This window comes from Arthrobacter sp. SAFR-023 (assembly GCF_051965295.1).
GTDB lineage: Bacteria > Actinomycetota > Actinomycetes > Actinomycetales > Micrococcaceae > Arthrobacter.
On the sequence record NZ_JBQCMF010000011.1, the window covers coordinates 101,944 to 115,946 of the forward strand.

Consider the following 14,003-nt stretch of genomic DNA (forward strand, 5'->3'; position numbering starts at 1 on the left):
TGTGTTGAGCGGCCATGCGGTCTCCTTTGGTCATCGTGGCCATTCCCGCGCGGGCGTTCCGTCCCAGATACTCAGGAACGCCTCTGCCGCGGATTAATGCTTCATTCGGCAGGAGTGCTTTGTGCCCTCCGTCACTCTCGTGAAGCCGTCGCTACAACGGTAAACGCTTTCCAAGGCGATGTATAGATTATTTCGTAAATTTAGGAAAACGCTTTCCACGTCCGGCCAAGCCAAGGGAGGCCACCAGCAGGCAGGTGTCAGAAAACGCTTTCTCAGGTACGGTGTTACTGCCTGCGTTTCCCTCCCTGTCCAGCAGTACTTCCCACGCAAGGATCAACCCGCATGTCGCTACCTTCCGCTTACGCTCCCTCTCCCGCCCCCCACAGGGCACAGACCCCGGTCCCCCGGATCGCCCTCGTCGGCGTACACGGTTTCGGCGCGCGGCACCTGGCCAACCTGGCCCGGCTGGAGGCGTCCGGAGTGCTCGAATTCGTGGCAATAGCGGACCCCCGCCCTCCCGCAGACGGAGTCCTGGAAGACTCCGTAGCCGTCTTCCAGACTCTCGATCACCTCCTTCAGGCGGGGACCGCTCCGGATGTCGTCATCCTGGCTACCCCCATCCAGACACACGTTCCCCTCGCCATGGCTGCCCTGTCCGCTGGCGCGGACGTTTACGTGGAGAAGCCCCCCGCAGCGTCCCTGCAGCAGTTCCAGGAACTGCTGGCGGCCGCAGAGTCAGCAAGCCGGCTCGTGCAGGTTGGCTTCCAGAGCCTGGGATCCGACGCGTTGCCCGCGATCCGGCGGCTTATCGCGGACGGGGAGATCGGGGACGTGCTCGGACTGGGCGCCGCGGGAGCCTGGCTACGGACTCGCGGCTACTTCAAGCGCTCGCGCTGGGCCGGCAAGCGGGCCATCAACGGAACCGATGTGGTTGACGGCGTCGCCACCAACGCGCTGGCACACGCCGTGGTGACGGGTCTCAGCATCGCCGCTGCCCGCACCCTTGATGATGTGGCCTGCGTGGACACCGATCTCTATCGCGCACACCCTACTGAAAGCGACGACACGTCGGTGATCCGGGTCCGCACCTCCGCGGGACAGGTCCTCACCTGCGCACTGACCCTTTGCGCCGCCCGGCAGACACGTCCTTCCATCACTGTTTTCGGCACGGCAGGCAAGGCAGAGCTCTTTTACACGGAGGATGAACTGGTGGTGAGCACTGACCACGGCGAACGCCGGGAACTATTCCCCCGCACGGATCTGCTGGAGAATCTGCTGGAGGTACGCGCCTCGGGCGGAGAGCTGCTCAGCCCGCTGTCCGGCTCGGGAGCCTTTATGGCTGTGCTCGAAGCAATCCGCACGGCACCCGCACCGCAACAGATTGACGACAGGTACATCAAGTGGGAAGGCAGCGGCGATGATTCCCACCCCGTCGTAGAGGGAATCGCTGAACTGATCGAACGCGCCACCCTCGCGCAGGCAACCTTCTCCGAACTGGGCGCACCGTGGGCCAGACCGCTGGAGCCAGCCGCCACTTGCACGGTCGGCGGACGCGAAGTAGCCAGTTATCAGGACGGGAGCCGCATCCGCCCCGCCTCATCCCCGCGGCCTTACCTGCATCCGGTTCGTACGCTGGCAGGCACCGTGGTGACTGACCACCAGCCCACCGATCACGTGTGGCACCTTGGCGTCGGAGTGGCAGTACAGGACGTCAACGGCATCAACTTCTGGGGCGGGCGGACGTACACGCGCGACGCCGGCCGTTACGTCTGGCGCCCGGATCACGGCAGGATTGTGCGCACCTCAACGAGCAGTGACTCATCCGGCAGTGCGCTCTCTGAGGTACTGTCCTGGAACGGACCCGACGGCGCCCCGGTTCTGCGGGAGCAGCGCAACTGGACATGGGCCGCCGTCGACCTTCAGACCTGGCGCCTGACGCTGGACTTCACCCTGACGCCGGCGGGTGACGCTGCCGTCAGCCTGGGCAGTCCCGGTTCCAACGGGCGGCGGCTAGGCGGCTACGGCGGGTTCTTCTGGCGCCTGGCTTCCTGCGACGACGCCCGAGTTTGGTCCCCGGCGGGATCAGGGGAGGCCGCGGTGCATGGATCCGTGAGCCAGTGGCTCGCGTGGAGCGGAACCTTCGGCGGGAATCCGGCCACGCTGGTCTTCACATCCCCGGCGGATTGCGACGATCCGTGGTTCGTGCGGGTGGGAAGTTATCCGGGTGTCGGACAATCGCTCGCCTGGGAGGAGCCGGCACTCCTGCAGCCCGGAGAATCGGTCACCAGGAGTGTCACCGTGTTCGTGTCCGATGCGCGGCTCGGAACCGCTGACATTGACGCACTGGTGACGGGCATGGAGGGCAGCTCATGAACGCCGGGCAGGTCGGCCAAGCGCTGGCGGCAGGGCCCGACTGGGAGTGTCCCGCGGGCAGCACCGCCCCCGGGACGCCGGCGGACCGGGCGCTAAAGCGGCGGCGGGTGCTGGACATTCTCGAGGCCGCGGAACGCGACTCGCTCCTCCTCACCAGCAACACCGCCCTCACGTGGTACCTGGACGGCAGCCGGATGCACATCAGCCTGGCGGGCGACCCGATCGCGGCGCTCCTCGTGGACCGGACCGGCGACCGCCTCATCACCTTCAACAATGAGGCGGAACGGCTCGCCGCCGAAGAGCTGCCACCCGGCGTCGAACTTCACACGGTTCCCTGGCACGGACAGCTCGCGGACGCCGCCGCTGCACTGGCCGGACCCGGAGAGCCGCTGGCAGAGAATGCCGTGGCCGCGGAATTGCGGGCAGCCCGGCAGCCCATGCTGCCCGGCGAGAGTGCCCGCTACGCGCAGCTGTGCGCGGATGCCGCAGGCGCCATGACCGACGTCCTGTCCCGGGCAAGGCCGGACACTACCGAGTTCGAGGTCGCCTCCGCGCTTGCCGCGCAGATCGTCGCGGCGGGCGCGGAGCCCCTGGTCCTTCTCTGCAACGGCAGCTCGCGCAGCGCGTTCCGGCACCCGCTGGCCACCCACTCGCCCCTGGGCCGCCGCGCCATGGCCGTGGTCTGCGCCCGGCGGCACGGCCTGGTGGCCAACGTGACCAGGTGGGTGAGGTTCGACGCCGGCACCCCCGACGAGCTGGACGCCGAGAAACGCATCGCGGCGGTTGAGGCGGACATCTTCGCTGCCACGGTTCCGGGCGCCCGGCTCGGCGGCATCTTCGCCGAGATCCAGGCCGCCTACGCCCGGCACGGCTTCGGCACCGACCAGTGGATGCTGCACCACCAGGGCGGACCCGCCGGCTACGCAGGCCGCGATCCGCGCGCCACCGCCGCCACGGACGACGTCGTGGTGCCCAACCAGGCCTTCACCTGGAATCCGTCCGGCCCGGGCGTCAAGATCGAGGACACGGTCCAGCTGACGGCGGCGGGAACCAGCGTCCTGACGCTCGACCCGCGGTGGCCGGCCTCGGACATCAACGGACTCCCCCGGCCGCTGACACTGCAGCTGTAGCCCGGGCCTACCCATCCAGGTAGCAGCACAGGGCGTTCCCAGACCTGGGAACGCCCTGTGCTGCTACTTACTTGGGGTGCGCGTACTTACTTCGTTGACCGCGGGACCTACGAGAGCCGGAACGCGGGGTCGGCCGGCAGGTCGAAGGCGCGGTCCCGCGGCTCGGGCAGGAGCGCCGCGGTGAAGCTGAACCCCAGTCCCGGGAGGCCCGTGCCGTAAAGGCGGCTGTTCCGGATCCGAACCGGCGACTGGCCGGCCAGAATGCCCAGCTGTTCGAAGGAGGCGTCCTCCACGTCCTCCACGCTTACGGACTCGGCGAGGGTCAGGGCCAGCTGGCCGGACAGCTCGGGCAGCAGGTGCGGTGCCACCCGGATGCTGTTGGCCCGGGCCAGCTCGACGATGCGCCGGAAGGGCGTAATACCGCCCACGCGGATGATGTTGGGCTGGATGATGTCGACGGCCTCGGCCTCGATGAAGTCCCGGAAGCGGTAGATGGTGTGGACGTTCTCGCCCAGGGCGATGGGCACCGGCGACTGCTTCCGCAGGCGGCGGTAGGCCGAGAGGTCATCGGCGCGCAGCGGTTCCTCCAGCCAGTCCAGGCCGAACTGGCCCAGTACGTCCAGGGCACGGAGGGCGGCGGGCAGGTCCCAGCGCTGGTTCGCGTCGATCATGAGCCGGCGGTCCGGGCCGAGCACCGAGCGGACGGCTGCCACGCGTTCGGCGTCCTCGGCCAGGTCCGGTTTGCCCACCTTGATCTTCACGGCCTGGTGGCCGGCGGCCACCCACCGTTCGGTCTGCGCCACGAGTTCCTCAAGCGAGTAATGCAGGTTGACGCCCGAGCCGTAGACGTCCACCGATTCCTGCCGCTGGCCCAGCAGCCCGGCCACTGGCACGCCCGCGGTGCGGGCTGCCAGATCCCAGAGGGCAAGGTCGACGCCGGCCATGGCAATGGTGGTGAGCCCGCCGCCGCCGGCCTCGTGCAGCCTTTTCCAGAGCTGGTCCCAGACGACCTCGGGGTTGGCGTCGAGCCCGGTGATGAACGGCGCGATGTCGTGGTCAAGGAGGGCCTTGACGGCCTGCGGCCCAATGGTGGGCGTCCAGGAAAAACCGTGCCCCGCACCGCCGTCGTCCGTAAAAAGGCTGGTGGCGATGATGTGGTTCTCCGGCGCATCAGCACCCCAGCTGCGCCGCAGCGGCACCGTGATCAGGCGCGTGTGGAGTCCCGCGATCTTGGCCGCCATCAGCGGCCGGCCAGTTCGTGGCCCTTGGCCAGGATTGCCTTGAGCTCCACGAGCTGGTCCTCGGTGGGGTCCACCAGCGGGGGCCGGACCGGTCCCACCGCCAGGCCGCTGAGGCGCAGCCCCGCCTTGATCAGGGAGACGCCAAAGCCCGGCGTCTGGTCCCGCAGGCGCACGAGGGGCGCGTAGAAGCCGTCGATCAGGGCCTCCCGGCGGGCCTCGTCGCCGCTGGCGTAGGCGTCGTAGTAGGCGGTGGCGATTTCCGGTGCCATGGCGAAGGCCGCCGAGGAGTACAGCGGGATGCCGAGTCCGCGGTAGGCGCCTTGCGTCAGCTCGGCGGTCAGCAGGCCGTTGAAGAGCAGGAAATCCTTCCGGCCGCTGGCCTTGACGGCGGAGACGATCTCCTGGGCCAGGCCGACGTCGCCGATCCCGTCCTTGAAGCCGATCACCTTGGGGTTGGCGGCCAGCTGTGCAATGGCCTTTGCCGTGAACTTTGCCGTGCCGCGGTGGTACACGATCACCGGGAGGCTGCTCGCGCCCGCCACCGCCTCAATGTAGGCCACCACGCCGTCGGTGGGACCGGACACCAGGTACGGCGGCAGAACCAGCAGCGCGTCCGCGCCCGCCTCCTCGGCCGCGCGGGCTGCGGCGAGCGCGTGGCCCAGGGGACCGCCGGCGCCGGCGATGACCGGCACCTGGCCGTTGACGGTTTCGACGGCGGCCGCCACCACGGTGCGCACCTCATCAATGCTCAGGGCATGGAATTCGCCGGTGCCGCAGGCCGGGAACACCCCGCCAGGACGGTGCGCCAGGCGCGAGGCGATGTGTTCCTTCAGGACCGCAACGTCCACGGTTCCGTCGGCGCCGAAGGGGGTGACGGGAAAGAAAAGCACGCCGTCGAGGTTCATTTGGTCTCCTGTGGTCCGGGTGTGGCTGATCCTGGGCTGGCTGGTCCTGCGGCGGCGCCGACCAAGGTTTCCCCGGTCAGGGTTTCCTCGGTCCGGGCTTCCCCGGTCCAGGCGAGTTCAGTGCGCCACGTGCGCCGGGGCTCCCAGCCGAGCAGCCGCTTGGCTTTGGCGATGGAAAAGGCGGGACTGGTGCCGGAGAGTCCGGCGGCGTGGCCGGCACTGCCGGGCAGGAACCGGGGGAGAAGCGCGGCCAGCGGTTCGGTGGCCAGCGCATCGGCGGCCCCCACGAAGAAGGTCTCGCCGTTGGGGATGGACTCCATGTTCCGCAGGAGCACATCCAGGAAGTCGGCCACATCCCGGGCATCCACGTAGTTGAAGAGGGCCGGCGCGGACAGGGCGGGGTCGGTGAGGCGTTCGCGGACGGTGTGCCCTTGCTGGGTGGGAGCGCCCTCCCATTCCTCCGGCGAGATGACGTAGCAGGGACGGAAGGCCGCATAGCGGATGCGGTCCCCCTGGGCAGCTGCGAACATCTGCACGGTCTGTTCGGCAATCAGCTTCGACAGCGCGTAGGCGTTCCAGGGGCGGGGCGTCGTGGCCTCGTCCACCGGGAAGGTGTCCGGCAGCCAGCCGGCGGGCGAGCCGTAGCCCAGGACCGTGGGGCTGCTGGCCGTGATGATCTTCCCGATGCCGAGTTCGGTGGCCGCGCTGACCACCGTGAACGCGAGGCGCGTATTCGTGCTGAAAATGACCTCCTCGGGTGCACTGAAAGGCACGGCGATAGCAGCGAGGTGGATGACGGCGTCGGGCGCTGTGCGTTCCAGGAGGCGGAACGCCTCGCCGGGGACCAGCAGGTCCGCCGTTTCCTGTGCGACGCCGGCCGGGAATGTGCCGTCCGGGACAGCGTCCCGGTCCGCCGAGATGACCTCGTGGCCCGCTCCGGCGAGGCCAGCGACGACGCTGCGTCCCAGCCGCCCGGCGCCGCCGGTGACAAGAATTCTGCTCATGGTGTTTTCCTGTTCCTGCTGCGTTCAGGCCCGGCCGCGGCGCAGTTCCACGCCCAGGCCAAGCTCACTGATGCGGACGGGAAGTTCGGTTTCCAGCGAGGCGTTGCCTGCGATGCCGACAGATACCGAGCGCAAGCCGTCCAGGTAACCGGACGGGCGCCCCAGCGGATCCTCGCCCGGGCCGTTGAAAAGGTCGGAAAGCAGCAGGTTGTCGCCGCCGCCGTGGCCGCCCTCGCCGTTGACGATGGGCACTTCATAGGCGGGCTCCCAGTGGCGCTGGACCACGAGCCGTTCGCCGTTGCGGCGTACGGCGTCGTCCTCCTCAACGGGCGTGGCGGAGGGGTCCACCACCGTCTTCTTGTCGGTGCTGTGGACGACGGCGGCACGCTCCACCACCTCCAACTCGGCCCTGCCTTCGGTTCCGTTAACGGCAACCCGGTAGCCCTCCCACGGGCTGTGGGCGTTCAGGGAGTAGTTGAGCGTGGGCCCGCCGTCGTAGTCCACCGTGAGCGCCAGGTTGTCCTCAATGGTGATGCCCTCGGTGAAGACGTCCTGGTCCCGGCGGTAGCCGTCGAACTTCTCGTTGTCGAAGTACAGCTCACGCAGCCGCTCGTCCTTGCGGAGGTCCAGTGCGAAGGGGTCCCTGCCCTGGGAGCCGTTCTCCAGGGTGCCATCATCTGTGGTGCCGCGCTCGGGCCGGGCGCCGAGGCCGCGCTCCGCGGCATTTTTGGCGCCATAGAACCGCAGGCCGCCGGAGGCGTAGACCCGCTCGGGCACGTCGTCGATCCACCAGTTGACCAGGTCGAAGTGGTGGGAGGCCTTGTGGATGAGCAGCCCGCCGGAGTTCTGCTTGTCGCGGTGCCAGCGGCGGAAGTAGTCGGCTCCGTGGACCGTGTCCAGGACCCAGCTGAAGTCTACGGACGTGACCTTGCCGATCACGCCGTCCTGGATGACCTGCTTCAGCGCGCTGTTCCGCGGCGAGTAGCGGTAGTTGAAGGTGACCACCACGTTGCGGCCGGTGGCTGCAACGGCTGAGGTGATGCGGCGGCAGCCCTCGGCGTCGATGGTCAGCGGCTTTTCGACGACGACATCGGCACCCGCCTCCAGCGCCTCGACGATGTAGTCCGCGTGGGTGTAGTCGGGGGTGGTGACGATGACGCGGTCGATCGCGTTTGCCCTGATGTATTCGGTCAGGTTGCCGGGGTCGAAGGAGTCGGCCGGCGCCTCCGCGCCGAGTTCCCGGATGAGCCGCTGGTAGTACTCCACGCGGCCCGGATTGGCGTCCGAGAGGGCCACCAGTTCGGCCACATCGGCGTGCTGGCCGAGGATGGCCCGGATGTACATTTCCGAGCGGCCGCCGGTGCCGATCAGGGCGATCCGGGACCGCGTCACCGGTGTTTCCGTTTCAGGCTGTGGCTGCCGGGCGGTGTCGACATTGACCATGGGTGGGCCCCTTTCCAAAGGCGGTACGCGGGCGGCCTGACGCCCTGCCCACGTGAAGGAAGAATCCTGAGAAAGCGTTTTCTCGAAACGTTATAAGCTTTGTATCAAGACTCCGGCGAGCGCGTCAACCATCCTTCGAAAGCCGGGCGTGCAGCAGCAGCGGACCGTGTTAGTTCCGTGGCAGCGGACTGACGGAGGAGGACAGGAAGGAAACATATGGGCAGGAGAACCGGCACCCGGCGTGTCGGCATCGCGGACGTCGCTCTCAAGGCCGGCGTCTCGCACGCCACCGTTTCCCGCGTGATGAACGGCAACTTCACCGTGGATCCCGCCATTGCCCAGCGCGTGCGGGATGCCGCGGCGGACTTGAACTACCAGCCGAATCCCGTGGGCCGCAGCCTTGCCCTGGGCAAGACCGACACCATCGGCATCGTGGTGCCCGACCTCGCCAACCCCACATTCCAGGCCATCCTGCGCGGGCTGAGCATGGCCGCGGCCCAGGACGGCTACCGCGTGCTCATCGCGGACTCCTCGGAAGTCTCCAGCGAGGAGGCGATTCTGGCCGGGGAAGCGCGGCGCCGCTGCGACGGGCTCGTGCTGTGTGCGCCGCGTATGGGCGACGCCGAACTCGAGGAATTAGCCCCCTCGCTTCACCCCGTGGTCCTGATCAACCGCAGCACCACGGAAACCCGCGTGCCAAGCCTTGAGGTGGACTACAGCCAGGGCGTCCAGGAGCTCGCGGAACATTTGGTGGACCTGGGGCACACCAGCATCGCCTTCCTGGCCGGCCCCGCCCGAAGCGCCTCCAACCGGGCACGCATGGCAGGGCTGGACAAGTTCCGGGCCGCACATCCCGGCGTCGAGCTCCGGATGCTCGAGGGCGGCTCCAGCTTCGAAACCGGCCATGAAGCGGTGGACGAGGTGCTGGCCAGCGGGGCCACCGGAGTCCTCGCGTTCAACGACCTCGTGGCCATGGGGCTCCTGAGCGGATTGCACGAGCGCGGGGTCCGCGTTCCTGGGGACATCTCCGTCACGGGCTTCGACGACATCCCTTTTGCCCGATACACCACCCCGCCGCTCACCACCGCCGCAGTGCCGATCACGGAGCTCGGCGAACACGCCTGGCACAGCCTGCGGGCCCTGATCCGCAACGCCGAGGCACCCGAAGAGGAGAGTACCTTCCAACCCCGCCTTGAAATCCGGGGAAGCACCGGCCCCGCGGCAAAGTAGCCGCCGGGTCCGGAGTTTTTGTCCAGATGATGGCCGCTACCGCCCCCGAAGTCGTGACAAGTGGACAAAAACTCCTTGCCTCGGGCGCTTTAGGGGCGCCGGGGGGTTAGGGCTTGGCCGGGACCAGGAGCACGTCGACGAGCTCCGTCAGGCCGCCGGCCATGTCCACTTTCTTGTCGTACAGCCACTGCAGCTGGAGGCCGTCGAAGGCTGCGATGACCAGCCGCGCGAGTGACTCCGCTGCGACGTCGGACCGGACCTCCCCCGCGTCTTGGCGCCGGACGATGTCGAGCGCCAGCTCCTCGACCAGCTGGGAGTACCTGTCCTGGAAGTAGCCGTGCGAAGCGTGCCCGGGATCATTGGCCGTAGCCGATGCCACGGCGTAAAGCGTGGTCAGCCCGGGCTCTTTCTCGTTCCGCTCCGCGACCGAGGCCAGCATGGACAGTCCAAACTCGGCCAATCCCCCGATGTCCCTGCTGCGCCGGTCGCGCTCGGCAAGCACCGCCGTCAGCAGCTCCTGCTTGCCGCTGAAGTAGTGGAAGAGCGTTGCTTCCTTGACCCCCACAAGCTCGGCCACGCGCTTGAGGGCAGCGCCCTCGAAGCCTTCGCTGGCAAATACATCTGTGGCGGTCTGGATGATCTGCTCGCGGCGTTCGGCGCCTTTGGCGTACTGCCCGCGGGGCTTGGAGGGAGACATTTCGCCAGTTTATTTCACGGCTCCGGCCGCCGGTGGACAAGTCAAAATTTAGCAAAACCTAGTCAGACTCGGTTTTCGGCGCTAGGCTTACTCTGCGGCCCAACGGTGGGTCACTTTTTCGTCAGGAGGCAATGTGGCCATCGAATCCCTCTCCGAGGAGACCGCGGCACCGCCCGCACTCTCTTCAACCGCAGGACCGTCCGTCAAGGCACCCCGGGCCTACGTCATCGGCATGCCCATCGCCAGCGCCGGCCTGTGGATGGCCCTGCTCGCGCCGGCCCTCGTCGTCCTCGCCATCAAGGTCTCCGAGATCACCACTCCGGAAACCAGGGCCGGAGCACTGAGCCTGGTGGCCGGTGCCGGGGCCGTCATCGCCCTGCTGGCAAACCCGTTCTTCGGGCGCCTGAGCGACCGCACTACCTCCCGGTTCGGCATGCGCAAGCCGTGGATTGTTGGCGGTTCGCTGATCGGACTCGCCGCACTCTTCTTCCTGGGCCTCGCCGGCGATGTAGCCGGCGTCCTGGGTGCCTGGGTGGTGGCGCAGCTGGGATTCAACGCCGCGCTGGCCGCCCTAGTTGCGACGCTCCCGGACCAGGCCGGCCCGGCCGAGCGCGGCCGACTCTCCGGCCTCATCGGCATGACCCTGCCGATTGGCCTCGTGGCCGCGGCCTACTTCGCGCAGCTCTTCGACAATGCCTTCCAGATGGCGGTGGTTCCCGGAATTGTGGGCACCGCGCTGGCCATCGGCTTCGCCTTCACCTTCAAGGACCGGGTCCTCACCGAGCGGCCGGCGCCCCTTGACCTGAAGGAGATCCTGGGCTCGTTCTACTTCGATCCGCGCCTCCACCCCGGCCTCGGCTGGGCCTGGCTGACCAAGTTCATGGTCTACATCGGCTACTGCGCGGGCCTGCTCTACCTGCCGTACTTCTTCGCCGACCAGCTCCATGTGGCCGAGGAAAGCATCCCCTCGCTGGTCTTCCAGGCCACCCTGGTCAGCTCCGCGGGCACCGTGGTCACCAGCATCGCGGGCGGCTGGATCAGCGACCGGATCGGCAAGCGCAAGGCCCTGGTGATTGCCTCCAGCCTCATTATCATGGCGGGCCTGATCGTCATCGCCATGAGCCCCGGCACGGGCCAGGTCCTCGTGGGCCAGGCGATCGTAGGCCTCGGCCTGGGCTGCTTCGGCGCCGTAGATGTGGCCCTCATCGCCGACCTGCTGCCCAGCGGCCAGACGGAAAATGCCAAGACCTTCGGTGTCTTCAACATTGCCCAGGCGCTCCCCCAGTCCATCGTGCCCGCCGTCGCCTTCCCCGTCATCGCGCTCGGGGGCTACCCCGCACTCTTCCTCGGCGGGGCCGCCGTCGGAATCATCGGCGCCGTCCTCGTCACCCGCATCAAAGGAGTCAAGTAAGTGAACCCCACCCTGTCCGCACAAAAGTCCTTCCGCGCCGCAAACGCGGAACTGCCGGCGGAGGCCGAGGCGCGCCTGCGCGAGCTGGCCGGAAGCCTGAGCCTGGAGCAGCAGGTCAGGCTGCTCACCGGCGCGGATGTCTGGTCCACGCACGCACTGCCGGAAATCGGGTTGAGCCGGATCGTGCTGTCCGACGGCCCCGCCGGCGTCCGCGGTGAAGACTTCGACGAGCGCCACGACTCAGTTTCCCTACCGTCGTCGTCCGCCCTCTCCGCCACCTGGAGCGTGGACATCGCCCGCCGCTACGGCCAGGTGCTGGGCCAGGAGGCCCGCCGCAAGGGCGTCCACGCCGTCCTGGGACCCACCATCAACCTGCACCGCTCCCCGCTGGGCGGCCGCCACTTCGAATGCATGAGTGAGGATCCGCGCCTCACCGCCACCCTGGCCGCCGGCTACGTTTCCGGCGTGCAGTCCATGGGCGTGGGCGCCACCCCTAAGCACTACCTCGCCAACGAGGCCGAGACTGACCGCTTCACCGCCGATTCCGTCGTCGATGAGCGGCCCCTGCGGGAGCTCTATCTGGCCGCGTTCGAGGATGCCGTCACCGAGGCGCGCGCCTGGCTGGTCATGAGCTCCTACAACTCCATCAACGGCACCACGGCCAGCGAGAACAAGCTCCTGGAAACCCCGCTGTCCACCGAGTGGGGCTTCGACGGCGTCGTAGTCTCGGACTGGACGGGCGTCCGTTCGGTGGATGCCGCCAACGCCCGCCAGGACCTGGAGATGCCCGGCCCGGTGGGCCACTGGGGCGCCAAGCTGCTTGCCGCCGTCGAGGACGGCCGCGTCAGCGGGGACGCGATCCTGGAAAAGGTCACCCGCATTCTGCGCCTGGCCGCCAGGGTCGGTTCGCTCGAAGGTTTCGATGCCGCAGCCACCGCCTTCCCCATGGAACTCGACGGCGCCCAGGTGGCCCGCGAGGTGGCAGTCCGCGGAGCCGTGCTGGTCCGCAACGAGGGCGGCCTCCTCCCGCTCGACGCCAATTCGCTCAGCAGCGTTGCCGTCATCGGCCACAACGCCGAGGAGGCCCGCACGCAGGGCGGCGGCAGCGCCACCGTCATGCCGCGGTACACGGTCTCGCCGCTGGAGGGCCTGCGCAAGGCACTGCCCGACGACGTCACGGTCACCTACGCCCGCGGCGCCAAGGTGGCCGAGGGGCTGCAGCCGTTCGCCCGCAAGGCCCTGCACAACCCGGTCAGCGGCGTGCCGGGCATGCGCGTCACCTTCCTGGCGGCCGACGGCACGGAGATCTCGGGCGAAGACCGGCTGGCGTCGCACCTGATCTGGTTCGGCGTCGGCATTCCGGAGGGCGCGGCTGCCATCCGCATGCAGACCGAATGGACAGCCGAAACCGCCGGCGTCCACCACCTCGGCGTGGGCACGGTGGGCCCCATCGCCCTCTCCATCGGCGGCACCGAGGTCTTCAACGGCGAACTTGAGGACGACACCGACGTCCTGGGCGCCGCCCTGTTCGATCCGCCCCAGACCATTCACGCCTTCGAGGCCGCCGCCGGCCAGCGGTTCGTCATCGACGCGCTGTACCAGCTGCCGCAGCAGCAGGAGATTCCGCTGACCGCCATCCTGCTCGGCGAGGAGGCCATGGTCACCGACCCCCAGGCCGAGATCCGGGCGGCCGTCGAGGCGGCACGGACGGCCGATGTCGCCGTCGTGGTGGTGGGCACCAACGCCGCCATCGAATCCGAGGGCTTTGACCGCAAGGACCTGGACCTCCCGGGCCACCAGAACGAGCTTGTCGAGGCCGTGGCCGCGGTCAACCCGCGCACCGTCGTGGTGGTCAACGCCGGTTCGCCGGTGCTGATGCCGTGGCTGGACCGGGTCAGTTCGGTGCTGCTGGGCTGGTTCGGCGGCCAGGAGTTCGGCACCGCCGTGGCGGATATCCTGCTCGGCAAGGAGGAGCCCGGCGGCCGGCTTCCCACCACCTGGCCGGCTGCGCTCGAGGACGTTCCCGTGCTGAGCACCACGCCCGTTGACGGCAAGGTGGTCTACAGCGAGGGCATTCACGTCGGCTACCGCGCCTGGCTCAAGCAGCAGGCCGCCGGCGGGGCCGCTCCGCTGTTGCCGTTCGGTTTCGGCCTCGGCTACACGACGTTCGAACTCGGCTCCGCGCACGCGCCGCAGTCCGTTCCGGCGGGCCAGGACCTCGTGGTGCACGTCCCCGTCCGGAACACCGGCACCCGCACCGGCCGCGAAGTGGTCCAGGTCTACCTGTCCCGTGAGGATTCGGCGGTGGAGCGGCCCGTCCGCTGGCTGGCGGGGTACGCGGGGACTCACCTGGCGGCAGGCGGCACGGACACCGTTGAGGTGCGGATCCCGGCCCGCGCGTTTGGCCATTACGACGGCGGCTGGCAGGTTGAGCGCGGCACCTTCCGCCTGCTGGTGGGCCGGCACGCGGCCGACGACTTCCAGGCGCTGGAGGTCGAGGTCCGCTGACCCGTCAACCCAACTGACTCGCAGTTAATGTCGTTTTGACCGCTCATAACGGCATCAACTG

The 14,003-nt window shown here is 68.5% G+C and carries 10 protein-coding genes; 5 read left to right on the forward strand and 5 right to left on the reverse strand.

What is annotated here, in order from left to right; genetic code table 11:
- Positions 1 to 342 precede the first annotated feature (342 nt).
- Entirely contained in the window at positions 343 to 2,373 is a 2,031-nt protein-coding gene (locus ACTHQX_RS13290) for a DUF6807 family protein (RefSeq protein ID WP_440157732.1), read from the forward strand.
- Positions 2,370 to 3,503 carry a M24 family metallopeptidase gene (locus ACTHQX_RS13295; RefSeq protein WP_440157731.1) on the forward strand — a complete coding sequence of 378 codons (1,134 nt, stop codon included), beginning with the start codon at positions 2,370 to 2,372 and terminating at the stop codon, positions 3,501 to 3,503. Before ACTHQX_RS13290 ends, ACTHQX_RS13295 begins: the two co-directional genes overlap by 4 nt.
- 107 nt (positions 3,504 to 3,610) lie before the next feature.
- On the opposite strand, the gene ACTHQX_RS13300 is transcribed toward ACTHQX_RS13295, so the two are convergent.
- Genes ACTHQX_RS13300 through ACTHQX_RS13315 form a run of 4 tightly spaced genes read right to left on the reverse strand, consistent with a single transcriptional unit; the run spans position 3,611 to position 8,096 of the window.
- Positions 3,611 to 4,744 (reverse strand): mandelate racemase/muconate lactonizing enzyme family protein, encoded by a 1,134-nt coding sequence (locus tag ACTHQX_RS13300; RefSeq protein ID WP_440157730.1) that lies wholly within the window; start codon positions 4,742 to 4,744, stop codon positions 3,611 to 3,613.
- Positions 4,744 to 5,649, reverse strand: a complete 906-nt coding sequence (locus tag ACTHQX_RS13305; protein WP_440157729.1) for a 5-dehydro-4-deoxyglucarate dehydratase — start codon at positions 5,647 to 5,649, stop codon at positions 4,744 to 4,746. Before ACTHQX_RS13305 ends, ACTHQX_RS13300 begins: the two co-directional genes overlap by 1 nt.
- Positions 5,646 to 6,653 carry an NAD-dependent epimerase/dehydratase family protein gene (locus ACTHQX_RS13310; protein ID WP_440157728.1) on the reverse strand — a complete coding sequence of 336 codons (1,008 nt, stop codon included), beginning with the start codon at positions 6,651 to 6,653 and terminating at the stop codon, positions 5,646 to 5,648. The genes ACTHQX_RS13305 and ACTHQX_RS13310 overlap by 4 nt, the downstream gene beginning before the upstream one ends.
- A gap of 24 nt (positions 6,654 to 6,677) precedes the next feature.
- Positions 6,678 to 8,096 (reverse strand): Gfo/Idh/MocA family protein, encoded by a 1,419-nt coding sequence (locus ACTHQX_RS13315; RefSeq protein WP_440157727.1) that lies wholly within the window; start codon positions 8,094 to 8,096, stop codon positions 6,678 to 6,680.
- A gap of 216 nt (positions 8,097 to 8,312) precedes the next feature.
- Between ACTHQX_RS13315 and ACTHQX_RS13320 the strand changes: the two genes are divergently transcribed.
- A complete protein-coding gene (locus ACTHQX_RS13320) occupies positions 8,313 to 9,326 on the forward strand; it encodes a LacI family DNA-binding transcriptional regulator (protein WP_440157726.1) in 1,014 nt (337 codons plus the stop codon).
- A 106-nt stretch (positions 9,327 to 9,432) separates the two neighbouring features.
- On the opposite strand, the gene ACTHQX_RS13325 is transcribed toward ACTHQX_RS13320, so the two are convergent.
- Complete coding sequence (locus tag ACTHQX_RS13325) at positions 9,433 to 10,023, reverse strand: TetR/AcrR family transcriptional regulator (RefSeq protein WP_440157725.1); 591 nt, start codon at positions 10,021 to 10,023, stop codon at positions 9,433 to 9,435.
- A gap of 133 nt (positions 10,024 to 10,156) precedes the next feature.
- On the opposite strand from ACTHQX_RS13325, the gene ACTHQX_RS13330 reads away from it, so the two are divergent.
- Positions 10,157 to 11,434, forward strand: a complete 1,278-nt coding sequence (locus tag ACTHQX_RS13330) for an MFS transporter (RefSeq protein ID WP_440157724.1) — start codon at positions 10,157 to 10,159, stop codon at positions 11,432 to 11,434.
- Complete coding sequence (locus tag ACTHQX_RS13335) at positions 11,435 to 13,942, forward strand: beta-glucosidase family protein (protein ID WP_440157723.1); 2,508 nt, start codon at positions 11,435 to 11,437, stop codon at positions 13,940 to 13,942.
- Positions 13,943 to 14,003 lie beyond the last annotated feature (61 nt).

Coding starts and splice junctions, on each gene's coding strand:
- ACTHQX_RS13290 (WP_440157732.1), top strand. CDS start 343: ATGTCGCTACCTTCCGCTTACGCTCCCTCTCCCGCCCCCCACAGGGCA.
- ACTHQX_RS13295 (WP_440157731.1), top strand. CDS start 2,370: ATGAACGCCGGGCAGGTCGGCCAAGCGCTGGCGGCAGGGCCCGACTGG.
- ACTHQX_RS13300 (WP_440157730.1), bottom strand. CDS start 4,744: ATGGCGGCCAAGATCGCGGGACTCCACACGCGCCTGATCACGGTGCCG.
- ACTHQX_RS13305 (WP_440157729.1), bottom strand. CDS start 5,649: ATGAACCTCGACGGCGTGCTTTTCTTTCCCGTCACCCCCTTCGGCGCC.
- ACTHQX_RS13310 (WP_440157728.1), bottom strand. CDS start 6,653: ATGAGCAGAATTCTTGTCACCGGCGGCGCCGGGCGGCTGGGACGCAGC.
- ACTHQX_RS13315 (WP_440157727.1), bottom strand. CDS start 8,096: ATGGTCAATGTCGACACCGCCCGGCAGCCACAGCCTGAAACGGAAACA.
- ACTHQX_RS13320 (WP_440157726.1), top strand. CDS start 8,313: ATGGGCAGGAGAACCGGCACCCGGCGTGTCGGCATCGCGGACGTCGCT.
- ACTHQX_RS13325 (WP_440157725.1), bottom strand. CDS start 10,023: ATGTCTCCCTCCAAGCCCCGCGGGCAGTACGCCAAAGGCGCCGAACGC.